Here is a 15,008-nt window from a genome sequence, read left to right on the forward strand (position 1 = left end):
CGACTCCGAGGCGCCGACCGGCCCCGAGGGCGGGGGGCGGCGGGACCGGCCGGGAGAGGACGATCGAACCCGGCCGCTCGACGTTGCCGCGCTCGCCCGCACTGCCGACGTTGGCCAGCACGACGGCGAAGTAGGGCAGGACCACGGCGCCGATGGCGAAGAACAGCAGCCACCAGCCGTGGGCGAAGAGCAGGCAGATGACGCAGAGCATCCTGATGCCCATGGCGATCGAGTACTTGATCGCGCGGGAGCGCCGCTCGGCGCTCGGCGACGGCGGTAGGGAGGTGAGTGTCTCGCGTGGTTTCACAGCTCTGCAAGCCTACGTCGCGGCGGGCGGGTGCAGGCCGGGAGGGCCTCATCCCGGAATCTGTTGCGCGACGCGCCTCTAGGATGTACGGGTCGCCCGGCGCCGCACGAGCGCCGGCAGGAGGGACACCATGACCACGCCGCGCACCGTCCTCGTCACCGGGGGCAACCGGGGGATCGGCTTCGCCATCGCCCAGGAGTTCGTGGCCGCCGGTCACCGGGTCGCCGTGACCGCGCGCTCGGGCTCCGGCCCGGAGGGCTCCCTCACCGTCGTCGCGGACGTGACCGACGCCGCCTCCATCGACGCCGCGTTCACGCAGGTCGAGGCCGAGCTGGGCCCGGTCGAGATCCTGGTGGCGAACGCGGGCATCACCCGCGACACCCTGCTGCTGCGCATGACGGAGGAGGACTTCACGTCCGTCGTCGACACGAACCTCACCGGGGCGTTCCGCGTCGTCAAGCGCGCATCGAAGGGGATGCTCAAGCAGCGCTTCGGCCGCGTCGTCCTCATCTCCAGCGTGGTCGGCCTCTACGGGTCGCCGGGCCAGATCAACTACTCCTCGTCTAAGGCCGCCCTCGTGGGCTTCGCCCGCTCGCTGACCCGCGAGCTCGGCGCCCGCAACATCACCGCCAATGTCGTCGCTCCCGGCTTCATCGAGACCGACATGACCGCGGAGCTCTCGCCGGAGCAGCAGGCGGAGTACCGGAAGAGCATCCCGCTCGCCCGCTACGGCACCGCTGCCGAGGTCGCGAAGGTCACGCGCTGGCTGGCCGGCGACGAGGCGGCGTACATCTCGGGTGCCGTGATCCCGGTCGACGGCGGCCTCGGGATGGGCCACTGACCGATAAGCCCTGGGCTTATATCCGACGGATATAAGCTCTAGGCTTATGCGATGACCTCCTCCGATGTCGTCGCCGTGCTCCTGGACCTGGTGACCTCCCGCTCCCTCGTCGACCGCGCGGGTGCTCAGCGCGAGATCGAGCGGGGCTTCGCCGAGGTGGAGGCCGCGGTCCCGGCGATCCAGCCCCTGCACCCGACGGTCGGCGACGAGTTCCAGGCGATCTACCCCTCCGTCCACGCCGCGCTCCGGGCGACGCTGCAGGCGCGCCTCTCGCTCCCGGCCGGCGTCGACTGCCGCGCGGGCATCGGCCTGGGCGAGGTGCGGGTGGTCGGGTCGGGGATCGCCGGGGACCTCGAGGACGGGTCCGGCTGGTGGCGCGCGCGCGAGGCCATCGATCGCGCCCACGCGCTCGAGGACGGTGCCGTGCCCACGGCCCGCGGATGGTTCGTCGCCGGGGACGCCGACGGGGACTCCGGCGAGGCGGCCGTCAACGCCTACCTCCTCTCCCGCGACGCCCTGGTCGGAGCGCTCAGCGCGCGCGATCGCCGGCTCGTGCTGGGGAGCCTGCGCGGAGCGTCGCAGAAGGAGCTGGGCGAGCAGGAGTCGATCTCGCAGCCCGCCGTCTCGCAGGCGCTGCGGCGCGCGGGAGCGGGCGCCCTCCTCGCCGGCGCGCGCCTGCTGGAGGAGACGTGCTGACGGCGCTGCTGCTCGCCGTGATCGGCCTCGGCGACCTCGCGCGCACGCACCTCCGCCGCCGTGCGGCCCTCCTCGCGATCCCCGTGCTCGCCGCCGCAGCCGTGACCGCAGCGCTCCTCGTCGGAGCCCCGCCGCTCGGTGCGGCGATCGTCGTCGTCCTGGCCGGAGCCTGGCTGCTGACGACCACGACCGTCGAGAACGCGCGGCCGCCCGGGGGTCTGCGTCCGGCCGTCGCCCTCGTCGCGGCGGTCCTGGTGCTGACCGCTGTCGACCGCGCCGTCGGCATCCCGACGGGGCCGCTCGCGCCGACCACCGTCGCGAGCACGCTCCCTCCGATCGAGCAGCTCGCTCTGGCGGTCGGAGCCGGGCTCTTCCTGCTGGAGAGCGGCAACGTGATCGTGCGGGCGGCACTGTTCCGCGAGCTCCCGCAGGCCGAGCCCGCGCCGCGCCCGCGCTGGAGCGAGCGGTTCGCGCGTCGGGAGCCGACCGACGCCCGCCTGCCGGACCTCCAGGGCGGGCGCACGATCGGACCGCTGGAGCGGCTGCTGATCGCCGGCCTCACGCTCGCCGGAGCGATCGGCCTCGCCGGTGCCGTGCTCGCGGCCAAGGGAATCGTGCGCTTCCCCGAGATCTCCCGCGACGGCGGCAGCGGCGAGAAGGCGGAGTACTTCCTGGTGGGCTCGCTCGTCAGCTGGGCGCTGGCGCTCGGCTGCGCCGGACTCGTCGCGATCGCGGGCCGCTGACCTCCCTGAGGCCGGGGGGAGGCGGGCCTCAGCCGCGGAGGCCGAGGACAGGCAGCAGCTGCGACAGGTCGAGGCCGCCGACGACGAGGTCGGCGCGCTCGCGCACCAGGGGCTTGGCGTTGAAGGCGACCGCGAGGGAGGCGACCGCCATCATCTCCAGGTCGTTCGCACCGTCGCCGACGGCGATCGTGCGCTGCGGCGGGACGCCCGAGACCGCCGCCCACTCGCGGAGCGCCTCCGCCTTGGCCGCGGCGTCGATGACCGCCCCGTCGACCGCTCCGGTCAGCAGGCCGTCCCCGCAGCAGAGGCGGTTGGCCCGGACGAAGTCGAGGCCGAGCGCACCGGCGACCGGGTCGAGGACCTCGTGGAACCCTCCGGACACCACACCGACGCGGCCGCCGGCGGCGTGGACGCCGGCCACGAGCTCGGCGGCGCCGGGCGTGACGCGGACGCCCGAGCTCACACCGGGGAGCACCGACTCCGGGACCCCGGCGAGAGTGGCGACCCGCTCGCGGAGGCTCTCGCCGAAGTCGAGCTCGCCGCGCATCGCCCGCTCCGTGACGGCGGCGACGCGTTCCTCGGAGCCGGCGTGCACCGCGAGGAGCTCGATCACCTCGTCCTGGAGGAGGGTGGAGTCCGCGTCGAGGACGACGAGGAAGCGGGCAGGCGTCGCAGGACGCTCACTCATGGGCCGGTCCGATCGGTCGGGTGGGCGCGCCGGGGCGCAGAGCTCGACCCGCGGGGGTGCTACGGGTGGACGACGACGCCCTTGCCGACGACGGTGATGCCCGACTCGGTGACGGTGAACCCGCGCTCGCGATCGCGGTCGTGGTCCACGCCGACTCGAGCACCGGGCTCGACGACGACGTCCTTGTCGAGGATAGCGCGGACGACCAGCGCGTCCGGGCCGATGCGGACCTTGTCGAAGACCACCGAGTCGGTGACCGTCGCGTTCGACTCGATGACCGTCCAGGGCCCGACGACGCTGCGCTCGATGTGCGCGCCCGAGATCACGGTGCCGAGCGAGACGACCGAGTCGACCGTCGATCCCATGTTGCCCTTGCCGTCGCGGACGATCTTGGCCGGAGGGGAGTTCAGCTGCGACGAGAAGATCGGCCACTGCTGGTTGTAGAGGTTGAAGACCGGTAGCGCCGAGATGAGGTCCTGGTGGGCCTCGAAGAAGGAGTCGATGGTGCCGACGTCCCGCCAGTAGTAGCGGTCGCGGTCGGTCGAGCCGGGGACGTCGTTGAGCTTGAGGTCGTAGACGCCGGCCTCGCCGCGCGCGACGAAGTCGGGGATGATGTCGCCGCCCATGTCGTGGTCCGACGTGGAGGACTCGCCGTCGCGGATGACCGCGTCGATCAGGGCGTCCGCGTCGAAGACGTAGTTGCCCATGGAGGCGAGGACCTCGTGCGGGGAGTCGGCCAGGCCGACGGCGTCCTTGGGCTTCTCGAGGAACTCGGAGATCATCGTCGGGACGATGCCGTCGCCCGCCTCGTCACCGGCGAGCTGGATGACGCCGAACTGGTCCGCGAGCTCGATCGGCTGGCGGATGGCCGCGACGGTCGCCTTCGCACCGGACGTGATGTGCGCGTCGATCATCTGCGAGAAGTCCATGCGGTAGACGTGGTCGGCGCCGACCACGACGACGATGTCGGGCTTCTCGTCGCGGATCAGGTTGAGGCTCTGCAGGATCGCGTCGGCCGAGCCGCTGAACCAGCGCTTGCCCAGGCGCTGCTGCGCGGGGACCGAGGCGACGTAGGAGTTCAGGAGCCCGGAAAGGCGCCAGGTCTGCGAGACGTGGCGGTCGAGCGAGTGCGACTTGTACTGCGTCAGCACGACGATCTGAGTGAGACCGGAGTTGATCAGGTTGGACAGCGCGAAGTCGATCAGCCGGTACTGCCCGCCGAACGGCACCGCGGGCTTGGCCCGGTCCGCCGTGAGGGGCATGAGGCGCTTTCCCTCGCCGCCGGCGAGGACGATGCCGAAGATCTTCTTTGACTGCATGGCACCACAGTAGGGGCTCGGGCTTCCCCGTGGACCCCGGCTGTCGCCGGGGGAGCGCCCTGTACTACGGTTCGGGGGTGCGAGTCGATCTGCTGACCAAGGAATACCCGCCCGAGGTGTACGGGGGAGCCGGTGTCCACGTGGCCGAGCTCACCAAGGCGCTGCGCAGCGACCTGGAGGTCGTGGTGCGCTGCTTCGGCGCGCCGCGCGAGGAGGAGGGCACGTTCGCGTACTCCGTCCCCGCGGAGCTCGCCGAGGCGAACGGCGCGCTGCAGACCCTCGGGGTCGACCTGCAGATCGCGCAGGACGCGGCGGGGGCCGACCTGGTCCACTCCCACACCTGGTACGCCAACGCCGCGGGGCGTCTCGCCCAGCTCCTGCACGGCATCCCGCACGTGGTCTCGGCGCACAGCCTCGAGCCGCTGCGTCCGTGGAAGGCCGAGCAGCTCGGCGGCGGCTACCGCGTCTCGAGCTGGATCGAGCGGGAGGCGTACGAGAACGCCGACGCCGTGATCGCGGTGTCCGGCGGCATGCGCGAGGACATCCTCCGCTCCTACCCGGCCCTGGACCCGGCGAAGGTCCACGTGGTCTACAACGGCATCGACCTCGACGCCTGGCACCCGGTCGAGGACGAGGCCGTCCTCGCCGAGCTGGGCATCGACCCCTCGCGCCCCTCCGTGGTCTTCGTCGGCCGCATCACCCGGCAGAAGGGCCTGCCCTACCTGCTCCGCGCCGCGGCGACCCTGCCTCCCGAGGTGCAGCTCGTGCTCTGCGCGGGCGCCCCCGACACCCCCGAGATCATGGCCGAGGTCACCTCCCTCGTCCGCAGCCTCCAGGAGGAGCGCACCGGCGTCGTCTGGATCGACCGGCACCTGCCGCGCCACCAGCTCTCCGCGGTCCTGACGAACGCGACCACGTTCGTCTGCCCCTCGATCTACGAGCCCCTCGGCATCGTCAACCTCGAGGCGATGGCCTGCGGTGCGGCGGTCGTCGGGACGGCGACCGGCGGCATCCCGGAGGTCGTCGACGACGGCGTGACCGGCCGTCTCGTCCCGATCGAGCAGGTCACCGACGGCACCGGTACCCCCGTGGACCCGGAGCGCTACGTCGCCGACCTGGCCGCCGCCCTCGCCGAGGTCGTCGCCGACCCGGAGACGGCGAAGCGGATGGGCGCCGCGGGCCGCGAGCGCGCGCAGAGCCACTTCAGCTGGACGCAGATCGCGCGGGACACCCGGGCGATCTACGACTCGCTCGTCTGAGCCTCCCGGCCGCCTCCTTTAGAATGGCTCCCATGCCCAGCGTTGTCTCGTTCGTCGATGTGTCCTTCGTCCGGAACGGCAAGCGGATCCTCGACCACGTGTCGTGGGACGTGGCCGAGGACGAGCGCTGGGTGATCCTCGGCCCCAACGGGGCGGGCAAGACCTCGATCCTGCAGATCGCCGCCGCGCAGAACTACCCCTCGACCGGTGCCGCGCACCTGCTCGAGGAGACCCTCGGCCGGGTCGACGTGTTCGAGCTGCGCCCGCGCATCGGCTACGCCTCGACCGCGATGGCGCGCCGCCTCCCGGCCGGCGAGAGCGTGCTCGACGTCGTGATGACCGCCGCCTACGCCGTCACCGGCCGCTGGAACGAGGGCTACGACGCGATCGACGAGCGCCGCGCCCGCCGCGTGCTGTCCGAGTGGAAGCTCGAGCACCTCGCCGAGCGCACCTTCGGGACGCTCTCGGACGGCGAGCAGAAGCGCGTCCAGATCGCCCGCGCGATCATGACCGACCCCGAGCTGCTCCTGCTCGACGAGCCGGCCGCGAGCCTCGACCTCGGCGCCCGCGAGGAGCTCGTCCAGCTGCTGGGCGGCTTCGCGAAGGACCCGGCGTCGCCCGCGATCGTGATGGTGACCCACCACGTCGAGGAGATCCCCGACGGCTTCACCCACGCCCTGCTCCTCCGCGACGGAGCGGTGGTGGCGGCGGGCCCGCTGGCCGAGTCCCTGACCGAGGCGACGCTCGCCGAGACCTTCGGGCTCGACATCGCTCTCACCCGCGAGAACGGGCGCTTCTCGGCCCGCGCCCGCGGCTGACCCCGGCTCCGGGGTCCGGGCGCGGCGCGACTTCTGCGCGCGCTGCCGGTCTGGTATTCTCGGTAGCTGGTTCGGGCCCGTTCGCGGTGCGCCCGCCCTCATCCACCCGTTCCCGTCGACGACAGGTGCGGTTCAGGACCATCGACGACAGGACACGACCATGAAGACCGACATCCACCCCGAGTACTCCGCGATCGTCTTCCGCGACCTCGCGTCCGGTGAGACCTTCCTCACCCGCTCGACCGCGAAGAGCAGCAAGACGATCGAGCTCGACGGCGTGACCTACCCCGTCATCGACGTCGAGATCTCCTCCGCCTCGCACCCGTTCTACACGGGCAAGCAGCGCATCATGGACTCGGCCGGCCGCGTCGAGAAGTTCAACAGCCGCTACAAGAACTTCGGCAAGTAGCACTCCTCGAAGGGCCCTCGACCGCACGGTCGGGGGCCCTTCGTCGTTCCCGCGTCGCGGTCCTCAGTAGCGGTAGAAGCCCTCTCCGGTGGCCGTTCCGAGGCGGCCGCGATCGAGGTACTCCGTCTTCAGGTGGGCGGCGAACGCCTGGGAGGCCTCGTCCGGGGCCGCGGCGGCGATGCTGTAGGCGGTCCGCAGACCGACGACGTCGAAGATCTGGAAGGGTCCGAGAGGGGCGCCGGTGCCGATCCTCCAGGTCTTGTCGATGGTCTCGTGGTCGGCGTAGCCGCCCATGAGCAGACCCGACGCGGCGTTGAGGAGCGGCACCAGCAGCGAGTTCAGGACGTAGCCGGCCTTCTCCTTCTGCAGCCTGATGGGCTCGAGGCCGCTGGAGACGGCGAACTCCACGACGGCGTCGACCACGGCGGGGTCCGTGTCCGCCGTTCCCATGATCTCGGCCGTGTTCTGCGCCCAGACGTGGTTGGCGTAGTGCAGCGCGAGGAACCGGTCGGGTCGGCCGGTCGAGGCCTTCAGGTCGCTGGGGAGCAGCGTGGACGAGTTGGTCGCGAAGACCGTGCGCTCGGGAGCGAGCGCACCCAGGCGGCCGTACAGCTCCTGCTTCAGGCCCAGGTCCTCGGGGACGGCCTCGATCACGAGGTCGGCGTCGGCGACCGCCTCCGCGAGGTCGGAGGTGAGGCGGAGGGAGTCGAGCGCCTCCTGCGGTCCGCCGGCGACGCCGCCGGGCACCGACTCGTAGACGCCCGCGAGACCGCGGAGCCGCTCGCGCGCCGACTCGAGGACGTCGTCGGAGAGGTCATAGACGGTGACGGCGAAGCCGTGGAAGGCCGACTGGAAGGCGATCTGGGAGCCGAGCACTCCGCTGCCGAGGACGGTGACCGTGCGGATGGTGGGCATGACTTCTCCTTGCGAGAGGGGGAGGGGGAACACGTGCTCACCCGATCCCACAGCGCCGCGGTCCGCGGAGCGAGGGCTTGCGCCGACGGGCGGGCCGTGGCCGTCGGGGAGCCGGCGCGGTAGCGTCCCGGCATGGTGTCCTTCGCCGACAAGCCGATCCTGCCGTTCACGACTCCTGAAGAGTGGGACGCCTACCTCCGCGGCGAGCCCGACCCGGACGGAGTCCGGCTGAAGCTGCGGAAGAAGGCCGCCGTCGATCCGGGGATCACCTACGCCGAGGCGCTCGACATCGCGCTCTGCCACGGCTGGATCGACGGTCAGGCGGGAGCCTTCGACGAGCAGTTCAAGCTCCAGGCCTTCACCCCGCGGCGTCGCGCGAGCCCGTGGTCCAAGGTCAACCGCGATCATGTCGCACGGCTGCTGGCGGAGGGTCGGATGCTGCCGGGCGGGCTGGCCGAGGTCGAGCGGGCACGTGCCGACGGGCGCTGGGACGCGGCCTACCGGCAGCGCGATGCGGAGGTGCCGGACGACTTCCAGCGGGCGCTCGACGCGGATCCGCAGGCGCTGGCCTTCTTCGCGACCGTCGGCGGGCAGAGGCGCTTCGCGTTCCTCTTCCGCCTCTCGCAGCTGAAGCGGGCGGCGACGCGGGAGCGGCGGATCGCGGAGTACGTGGCGCTCCTGCGCGAGGGGCGCACGCTGACTTGAGGGGTCAGTGGCGGACCGGCCAGCCCCCGTCGGCGACGAAGGACTCGTCGCGGACGCGGCGCATGTACTCCTGGAAGGACTCGGCCTGGGTGCGGCACCAGTCGACCTGGAGCGCGTGCAGGGCCTCCGCGCCGACTCCGAGCTCGTCGGCGAAGGCGCGGCCCAGCGCCTGGGCGACCCGACCCGCCGCGATCGCGTCCGCGCCCGCGTCGTGCGCCTCGGTGAGGGCGACGCCGTAGTGCTCGGCGGCGAGGGTCAGGGTGCGCTTGCCCTTGCGGTAGCGGTCCACCGCCTTGTCGATCACGAGCGGATCGACGACGGGGCTCGGGTCGAGCAGCACGGGCACGCCCCAGCGGCGCGCCTCGTGGGCGAGGAGCGAGAGGTCGTAGGGGGCGTTGTAGACGACGACCGGGATGCCGCGGGCGAGGAGCGAGCGCAGCGCCTCGGAGATCTCGGCCACGACCTCGCCGGCGGGGCGGCCGTGCGCGCGGGCGTGCCCGGTGCTGATCCCGTGGACGGCGGAGGCGCCCGCCGGGATCTCGACCCCGGGATCGGCGAGCCAGGTCGTGCCCTCGATCGGCTCGCCCGCCGCGTCGATCACGCCGACGTGCGCGGTGACGATGCGGCTCGTGCGGACGTCGATGCCGGTGGTCTCGAGGTCGAACACGGCCAGCAGGTCGAACCACCGCGCCCCCTCGGAGGGGACGAGCGCCCGCTCGGCGTCGTCGAACAGCATCGGCTCGGTCTGCGTCTCGGTCGTTCCGGTGGTGCTCACGCCGACAGCCTAAAGGGGGCCTCCGACATCGGCCGGAGGCCCCTCGGCGTGCTGCCGGGTCAGCGGGCCTCGTGCGCCTTGGCGACGTGGAGCCAGAAGAAGCCCTGCGTGCCGAGCGTCATCGTCAGCGTGCCGTCGTCCGAGAATCCGGGGAAGCGGCCGCCGCCGAACAGGTCGCTCAGCGTCGATCCGGGATTCTCCGGGTCGGTGATCGTGACCGAGACCGGGTTGTGGTTGAAGCTGAAGACGCAGAGCACCTCCTCGGGCTGGTCGCCCATCTCGGAGCCCGAGCCGGCGTAGTCCCGCACGAAGGCGAGCACCGACTCGTGGTCCGTCTCGAGGACGCGCATCGACCCCAGGCCGAACGCCGGGTGGCCGCGGCGCACGTGCAGGACGTTCCGCATCCAGTGCAGCAGGGAGCGGGACTGCGCCAGCTGCGCCTCCACGTTGACCTGGTTGTAGTGGTAGACGAGCGACTGGACGATCGGCTGCACGAGCTTGCCGGGGTCGGCGGCCGAGAAGCCGGCGTTGCGGTCGGGCGTCCACTGCATCGGCGTGCGCGACGCGTCGCGGTCGTTGAGCCAGATGTTGTCGCCCATGCCGATCTCGTCGCCGTAGTACAGGAACGGGCTGCCGGCGAGGGAGAAGAGCAGGGCGTTGATCAGCTCGAGCTCGGCGCGCGAGTTGTCCAGCAGCGGCGCGAGCCTGCGGCGGATGCCGATGTTCGAGCGCATCCGCGGGTCGTAGGCGTACCAGCCGTACATGGCCTGGCGGTACTCCTCGGACACCATCTCGAGCGTGAGCTCGTCGTGGTTGCGGAGGAACACGCCCCAGGCGGCGCCGCTGGGGATGTCGAACGTCTCGGAGAGCACCTTCTTCAGCTCGTTCGCCGTCTGCGCGCGGAGGGAGTAGAAGATGCGCGGCATGACCGGGAAGTCGAACGCCATGTGGCACTCGGGCTCCTCCTCCGTGCCGAAGAACGCGGCGACCTCTCGCGGCCACTGGTTCGCCTCGGCGATCAGGATGCGGCCGGGGTAGTCGCGGTCGACCATGGTGCGGAGGTTCTTGATGAACTCGTGGGTGGGCGGCTCGCCCTCTCCGTTGCCCTCGTCGGACTCGTAGAGGTAGGGGATCGCGTCGAGCCGGATGCCGTCGACGCCGAGGTCGAGCCAGAACTTGACCACGTCGTGGATCGCCTCGTGCACGGCGGGGTTCTCGAAGTTGAGGTCCGGCTGGTGCGAGAAGAAGCGGTGGAAGTAGAACTGGCGGCGCTCGGCGTCGAAGGCCCAGTTCGAGTCCTCGGTGTCGACGAAGATGATGCGGATGTCCGGCCACTTGTCGTCGGTGTCGTTCCAGACGTAGAAGTCGCCGTAGGGGCCCTCGGGGTCGGACCGGGACTGCTGGAACCACTCGTGCTGGTCGCTGGTGTGGTTGAGCGGGAAGTCCATCACGATGCGCATGTTGCGCTCGTGGGCCTTCCGGACGAGGTCGCGGAAGTCCTCCATCGTGCCGAACTCGGGGAGGATCGCCTTGAAGTCGGAGACGTCGTAGCCGCCGTCGCGCAGAGGCGACATGTAGAACGGCGGGAGCCAGAGGGCGTCGATCCCGAGCCACTGCAGGTAGTCGAGCTTGGAGGCGAGCCCGTTGATGTCGCCGGCGCCGTCGCCGTTGGAGTCGTAGTACGACCGGATCATCACCTCGTAGAACACCGCCCGGCGGTACCACTGGGGGTCGAGGGCGAGTCCGGGGAGTTGGATCGGCGACGTGAAGCTCACGGTGCTCCTTCTGCTGCTGCCTGAGCGGATGACCGTCTCGCGAGACGGGTGGGCGGTGCGCCGTGTTGCGAGCGCGTGATCATGCTCCCGGCTCGGATCGAGGCCACGCAAGGCGTTGCGGCCAGATCTTCGACGGGCTTTCCCTACGATAAGGAACGCGATGACCACTCCCTCCCCCTACGCCTCCGATCTCGGCCGTGTCCCCGTCCGCGAGGCCGCGGTGGACGTCGCCGGATCCCGCACCGCCTACTGGACCTACGGCGCTCCGGACGCCTCGACCGTCCTCGTGCTGGTGCACGGGTTCCGCGGCGAGCACCACGGCCTCGAGCCCGTCATCGCCCGTCTGCTCGCCGGGGGAGCGGACGTGCGGGTCGTCGCTCCCGACCTGCCCGGCTTCGGCGCCTCGACCCCGATGACGCGCCTTCCGCACGACGTGGACGGCTACGCCTCCTGGCTCGGCTCCTTCCTCGACACGCTGGGGCTCCGCGGCGAGGCGGCCGTCCTCGGCCACTCCTTCGGCTCGATCGTCGCGGCCGCGGCCGTCGCCGACGGACTGCCCGCTCCGCTCCTGGTGCTGGTCAACCCGATCGGCGCGCCCGCCCTGCAGGGTCCCCGCGGAGTCCTGACCAGGCTCGCCGTCCTCTACTACCGGCTCGGCGCGCTCCTGCCGGGGCCCCTCGGACGCCGCCTGCTCAGCGACCCGCTGATCGTGCGGGTGATGAGCCTGGCGATGGTGAAGACGAAGGAGCCGGCGCTGCGACGCTTCGTGCACGACCAGCACGACCGCTACTTCAGCGCCTTCGCCTCCCGCGACACGGTCCTCGAGGCGTTCCGCGCCTCCGTCTCGCACGACGTCGGCGAGTACGCCTCCCGGATCCGGGTGCCGACGCAGCTGATCGCCGCGGCGCAGGACGACATCACTCCGCTCCCGGCGCAGTACCGCCTGCTCGAGAGGCTGCCGCACGCCCGCCTGCACGTCATCGACGGAGTCGGCCACCTGATCCACTACGAGACGCCGGACGAGGCCGCCGCCGTGCTGCGGACGGCCCTCGAGGAGGGGATCGACCGATGAGGATCGTCGTCGACTGCCGGTACACCCGGCTCGAGCGGCACGACGGGATCAGCCGCTACACCGCGGAGCTCGTCCGCGAGCTCGCGAAGCTGCACGACGTGACCATGCTGATCAGCGACCGCCGCCAGCTCGCGATGCTCCCGTCGCTCCCGTGGGAGCGCGTGACCGGGCCGACCAGCCCGTTCGAGCCGTTCGTCGCGCTGCTGGTGAACCGGCTGCGGCCCGACGTGGTCTTCTCGCCGATGCAGACCATGGGCTCGCTCGGCCGCCGCTACCGGCTCGTCCTGACCGTGCACGACCTCATCTACTACCGCCACCGCACCCCGCCGCGCGACCTGGCCGCTCCCGTGCGCGCGCTCTGGCGGCTCTACCACCTCGCCTGGTGGCCGCAGCGGAGGCTCCTCCAGCGCGCCGATGCGGTCGTCACCGTCTCGGAGACGACCCGCCACCTGATCCGCTCCCACCGCCTCACCACCCGGCCGGTGGTCGTCGTCCCGAACGCGGCGACCGAGCCCGACGAGGCGAGCGCGGCTCTGGCGGGATCGCTGCCCGACCGGTCTGCCGCGCGCTCGCTCGTCTACATGGGCTCGTTCATGCCCTACAAGAACGTCGAGACGCTCGCGCGCGCGATGCGGCTGCTGCCCGACTACGAGCTGCACCTGATGAGCCGGGCGAGCGACGAGACCGTCGAGACGCTCCGGGCCCTGGCGCCGACCGCGGAGCTGGTGTTCCACCAGGGGGCGCCGGACGCGGAGTACCGCGCGGTGCTCGCGCGGGCGACCGCTCTCGTGACGGCGAGCAGGGACGAGGGCTTCGGGATCCCGCTGGTCGAGGCGATGGCGCTCGGGACGCCGGTCGTGGTGAGCGACATCCCGATCTTCCGCGAGATCGCCCAGGACGCCGCCGTGTACGTCGACCCGTCGAGCGCGAAGGGCATCGCGGACGGTGTGCGGTCGCTCGAGGACGGCGCCGTGTGGCGGACGCACTCGGCACGGGCGACGGAGCGGGCCGCGGCCTTCTCCTGGCGCGACTCCGCCCGGGTGCTCTTCGGGCTCCTGCAGGACCTCGGCCGGCGCTGACGCGGTCCGGCGATCGGACCGCCTCCGGGAGGCGGGCCGTCAGGCTCCCGGGGCCGGGCTGAGCACGTCGTCGAGGTCGACGTCCGCCACGACCACGTCGCCGGAGTCGTCGACGCCGACGATGCGCAGTGCCCCGTCGACGATCGCGAAGTCGTGCCGGGAGCCGTTGCCGACCGAGACGCCGTGCACAGGGAGGTCCTCGCTGCTGAGCGCGCGGATCAGGCTGCCGATGACCGCACCGTGCGTGGCGACGACGACGGACGCGTCGGGGAAGCGCTCGGCCACCTCGAGCAGCGCGGCGGTCGCCCGCTCGACGACCTCGGCGCGGGTCTCGCAGCCGGGGATCGGCGCGCGCTCGATGCCTCCGGGGAAGCGCTCGGCGAGCTCGGGACCGGTCATCCCCTCCGCCTCGCCGTAGGCGCGCTCGGCCAGGCCCGGCACCGCCAGCGGCTCGACGAGTCCGAGACCGCGCGCGATGATCGCTCCGGTGTCGAAGGCGCGCTGCAGCGGACTGGCGACCACCGCGTCGAAGCGCCGGTCGGCGAGCAGCCGCGCCGCCGCCCGCGCCTGGGCGCGCCCGGTCGCGTTGAGCGGGATGTCGCTCCTGCCCTGGATGCGCCGGGCGGCGTTCCAGTCGGTCTGGCCGTGGCGGACGAGGGTGAGCTGGGTCACAGGGGCCTCTCGGGAGGTCGGGTGCGGAGCGGGCGGGAGCTCAGAGGGCGGCGGTGCGGCGCGCGGGCAGGCGCTCGGCGAGCTCGCGGAGCACCTCGCTGGTGCCTCCGTCGATCTTGATGCTTGCCCGCGAGTCGCCCTTGGTGGTGCCGCGGTTGACGATCACGATCGGCATCCGGGCGCGCCGGGCGATCTCGAGGAAGCGGATGCCGGAGTTGACCACGAGCGACGAGCCGGCGACGAGCAGGGCGTCGGCGCCCGCGACGATGGCGCGCGCCTCCTCGAACCGCTCGGTCGGGATGAACTCGCCGAAGAAGACGATGTCCGGCTTCAGGATCCCGCCGCAGACCGTGCACTCGGGGACGGTCATCGCCGAGACGTCGTGGACCTCGGCGTCGCCGTCGGGGTTGAGGGAGGAGACGTCGGGGTCGTCGAGCCAGGGGTTGAGCGCCTCGATCCGCTCGGCCACCGCGTCGCGGGCGAAGTACTGGCCGCAGGTCATGCAGCGCACACGGTCCGCCGAGCCGTGCAGATCCACGACGCGGCGCGAGCCGGCCCGGACGTGCAGGCCGTCGACGTTCTGGGTGACGACGCCCGTGAGCAGGCCGCGCTCCTCGAGCCGGGCCAGGGCCCGGTGGCCGTCGTTGGGGAGCGTGCTGGTGAAGCGGCGCCAGCCGAGCTGGCTGCCGGCCCAGTACCGGCGGCGGTAGTCGGGATCGGCGACGAACTGGGAGTAGGTCATCGGGCTGCGCACCGGTGCCCCGGCTCCGCGGTAGTCGGGGATGCCCGAGTCGGTGCTCATGCCCGCGCCGGTGACGGCGGCGATGCGGCGCCCGCTGAGGAGTTCGACGGCCTGCTCGACCGCGAGCGCCTCGGGGCCCTCGGCGACCGGTGTCGGACTCGACTCCATCCGCGCCTCCTTCGAGGGCCGTTCG

The 15,008-nt window shown here is 72.0% G+C and carries 17 protein-coding genes; 9 read left to right on the forward strand and 8 right to left on the reverse strand.

Annotated elements, in window-relative coordinates:
* Nucleotides 1-307 (reverse strand): DUF3099 domain-containing protein (locus tag C5C95_RS09660; RefSeq protein ID WP_104324356.1); only part of this gene is annotated, 307 nt, incomplete at its 3' end.
* A gap of 130 nt (nucleotides 308-437) precedes the next feature.
* Here C5C95_RS09660 and C5C95_RS09665 point away from each other — a divergent pair.
* Genes C5C95_RS09665 through C5C95_RS09675 form a run of 3 tightly spaced genes read left to right on the forward strand, consistent with a single transcriptional unit; the run spans nucleotide 438 to nucleotide 2,587 of the window.
* Complete coding sequence (locus C5C95_RS09665; protein WP_104225284.1) at nucleotides 438-1,148, forward strand: beta-ketoacyl-ACP reductase; 711 nt, start codon at nucleotides 438-440, stop codon at nucleotides 1,146-1,148.
* A 51-nt stretch (nucleotides 1,149-1,199) separates the two neighbouring features.
* The gene (locus tag C5C95_RS09670) at nucleotides 1,200-1,844 is read left to right on the forward strand and encodes a SatD family protein (protein ID WP_104221954.1); all 645 of its coding nucleotides are present in this window, start codon (nucleotides 1,200-1,202) and stop codon (nucleotides 1,842-1,844) included.
* Complete coding sequence (locus C5C95_RS09675) at nucleotides 1,838-2,587, forward strand: hypothetical protein (protein ID WP_104324320.1); 750 nt, start codon at nucleotides 1,838-1,840, stop codon at nucleotides 2,585-2,587. Before C5C95_RS09670 ends, C5C95_RS09675 begins: the two co-directional genes overlap by 7 nt.
* 28 nt (nucleotides 2,588-2,615) lie before the next feature.
* Here the strand turns inward: C5C95_RS09675 and serB are convergent, their stop codons facing one another.
* Nucleotides 2,616-3,275 carry a phosphoserine phosphatase SerB gene (serB, locus tag C5C95_RS09680; RefSeq protein ID WP_104262940.1) on the reverse strand — a complete coding sequence of 220 codons (660 nt, stop codon included), beginning with the start codon at nucleotides 3,273-3,275 and terminating at the stop codon, nucleotides 2,616-2,618.
* A 59-nt stretch (nucleotides 3,276-3,334) separates the two neighbouring features.
* The gene (locus C5C95_RS09685) at nucleotides 3,335-4,594 is read right to left on the reverse strand and encodes a glucose-1-phosphate adenylyltransferase (RefSeq protein WP_104221960.1); all 1,260 of its coding nucleotides are present in this window, start codon (nucleotides 4,592-4,594) and stop codon (nucleotides 3,335-3,337) included.
* Nucleotides 4,595-4,671: 77 nt separating this feature from the next.
* Between C5C95_RS09685 and glgA the strand changes: the two genes are divergently transcribed.
* The 3 genes from glgA (at nucleotide 4,672) to C5C95_RS09700 (ending at nucleotide 7,080) form a co-directional block, all read left to right on the forward strand.
* Complete coding sequence (gene glgA / locus C5C95_RS09690) at nucleotides 4,672-5,853, forward strand: glycogen synthase (protein ID WP_104225282.1); 1,182 nt, start codon at nucleotides 4,672-4,674, stop codon at nucleotides 5,851-5,853.
* A 32-nt stretch (nucleotides 5,854-5,885) separates the two neighbouring features.
* A complete protein-coding gene (locus C5C95_RS09695) occupies nucleotides 5,886-6,671 on the forward strand; it encodes an ABC transporter ATP-binding protein (protein WP_104221964.1) in 786 nt (261 codons plus the stop codon).
* Nucleotides 6,672-6,831: 160 nt separating this feature from the next.
* A complete protein-coding gene (locus C5C95_RS09700; protein WP_068253003.1) occupies nucleotides 6,832-7,080 on the forward strand; it encodes a type B 50S ribosomal protein L31 in 249 nt (82 codons plus the stop codon).
* Nucleotides 7,081-7,143: 63 nt separating this feature from the next.
* Here the strand turns inward: C5C95_RS09700 and C5C95_RS09705 are convergent, their stop codons facing one another.
* Complete coding sequence (locus tag C5C95_RS09705) at nucleotides 7,144-7,995, reverse strand: 3-hydroxyacyl-CoA dehydrogenase (protein ID WP_104324321.1); 852 nt, start codon at nucleotides 7,993-7,995, stop codon at nucleotides 7,144-7,146.
* A 132-nt stretch (nucleotides 7,996-8,127) separates the two neighbouring features.
* On the opposite strand from C5C95_RS09705, the gene C5C95_RS09710 reads away from it, so the two are divergent.
* Nucleotides 8,128-8,700, forward strand: coding sequence for a YdeI family protein (locus C5C95_RS09710; protein WP_104221968.1), 573 nt, complete (start codon nucleotides 8,128-8,130; stop codon nucleotides 8,698-8,700).
* Nucleotides 8,701-8,704: 4 nt separating this feature from the next.
* Here the strand turns inward: C5C95_RS09710 and C5C95_RS09715 are convergent, their stop codons facing one another.
* Together C5C95_RS09715 and treS are read right to left on the reverse strand one after the other, a co-directional pair.
* Nucleotides 8,705-9,436, reverse strand: coding sequence for a 3'-5' exonuclease (locus C5C95_RS09715; protein ID WP_104324357.1), 732 nt, complete (start codon nucleotides 9,434-9,436; stop codon nucleotides 8,705-8,707).
* A 98-nt stretch (nucleotides 9,437-9,534) separates the two neighbouring features.
* Nucleotides 9,535-11,250, reverse strand: coding sequence for a maltose alpha-D-glucosyltransferase (gene treS, locus C5C95_RS09720; RefSeq protein ID WP_104221970.1), 1,716 nt, complete (start codon nucleotides 11,248-11,250; stop codon nucleotides 9,535-9,537).
* Nucleotides 11,251-11,410: 160 nt separating this feature from the next.
* On the opposite strand from treS, the gene C5C95_RS09725 reads away from it, so the two are divergent.
* A complete protein-coding gene (locus tag C5C95_RS09725) occupies nucleotides 11,411-12,322 on the forward strand; it encodes an alpha/beta fold hydrolase (RefSeq protein ID WP_104324322.1) in 912 nt (303 codons plus the stop codon).
* A complete protein-coding gene (locus tag C5C95_RS09730) occupies nucleotides 12,319-13,401 on the forward strand; it encodes a glycosyltransferase family 1 protein (protein WP_104324323.1) in 1,083 nt (360 codons plus the stop codon). Before C5C95_RS09725 ends, C5C95_RS09730 begins: the two co-directional genes overlap by 4 nt.
* A gap of 39 nt (nucleotides 13,402-13,440) precedes the next feature.
* On the opposite strand, the gene C5C95_RS09735 is transcribed toward C5C95_RS09730, so the two are convergent.
* Nucleotides 13,441-14,073: a histidine phosphatase family protein gene (locus C5C95_RS09735; protein ID WP_104324324.1), complete on the reverse strand. Its 633-nt coding sequence runs from the start codon at nucleotides 14,071-14,073 to the stop codon at nucleotides 13,441-13,443.
* 40 nt (nucleotides 14,074-14,113) lie between these two features.
* On the reverse strand, nucleotides 14,114-14,983 hold the full coding sequence (locus C5C95_RS09740) for a Sir2 family NAD-dependent protein deacetylase (protein WP_104250355.1): 870 nt from the start codon (nucleotides 14,981-14,983) through the stop codon (nucleotides 14,114-14,116).
* Nucleotides 14,984-15,008 lie beyond the last annotated feature (25 nt).

It is taken from the genome of Rathayibacter sp. AY1B7 (genome assembly GCF_002932735.1).
GTDB lineage: Bacteria > Actinomycetota > Actinomycetes > Actinomycetales > Microbacteriaceae > Rathayibacter.

Coding starts and splice junctions, on each gene's coding strand:
- C5C95_RS09705 (WP_104324321.1), bottom strand. CDS start 7,995: ATGCCCACCATCCGCACGGTCACCGTCCTCGGCAGCGGAGTGCTCGGC.
- serB (WP_104262940.1), bottom strand. CDS start 3,275: ATGAGTGAGCGTCCTGCGACGCCTGCCCGCTTCCTCGTCGTCCTCGAC.
- C5C95_RS09740 (WP_104250355.1), bottom strand. CDS start 14,983: ATGGAGTCGAGTCCGACACCGGTCGCCGAGGGCCCCGAGGCGCTCGCG.
- C5C95_RS09715 (WP_104324357.1), bottom strand. CDS start 9,436: ATGCTGTTCGACGACGCCGAGCGGGCGCTCGTCCCCTCCGAGGGGGCG.
- C5C95_RS09685 (WP_104221960.1), bottom strand. CDS start 4,594: ATGCAGTCAAAGAAGATCTTCGGCATCGTCCTCGCCGGCGGCGAGGGA.
- C5C95_RS09700 (WP_068253003.1), top strand. CDS start 6,832: ATGAAGACCGACATCCACCCCGAGTACTCCGCGATCGTCTTCCGCGAC.
- C5C95_RS09665 (WP_104225284.1), top strand. CDS start 438: ATGACCACGCCGCGCACCGTCCTCGTCACCGGGGGCAACCGGGGGATC.
- C5C95_RS09710 (WP_104221968.1), top strand. CDS start 8,128: ATGGTGTCCTTCGCCGACAAGCCGATCCTGCCGTTCACGACTCCTGAA.
- C5C95_RS09725 (WP_104324322.1), top strand. CDS start 11,411: ATGACCACTCCCTCCCCCTACGCCTCCGATCTCGGCCGTGTCCCCGTC.
- C5C95_RS09670 (WP_104221954.1), top strand. CDS start 1,200: ATGACCTCCTCCGATGTCGTCGCCGTGCTCCTGGACCTGGTGACCTCC.
- C5C95_RS09695 (WP_104221964.1), top strand. CDS start 5,886: ATGCCCAGCGTTGTCTCGTTCGTCGATGTGTCCTTCGTCCGGAACGGC.
- C5C95_RS09730 (WP_104324323.1), top strand. CDS start 12,319: ATGAGGATCGTCGTCGACTGCCGGTACACCCGGCTCGAGCGGCACGAC.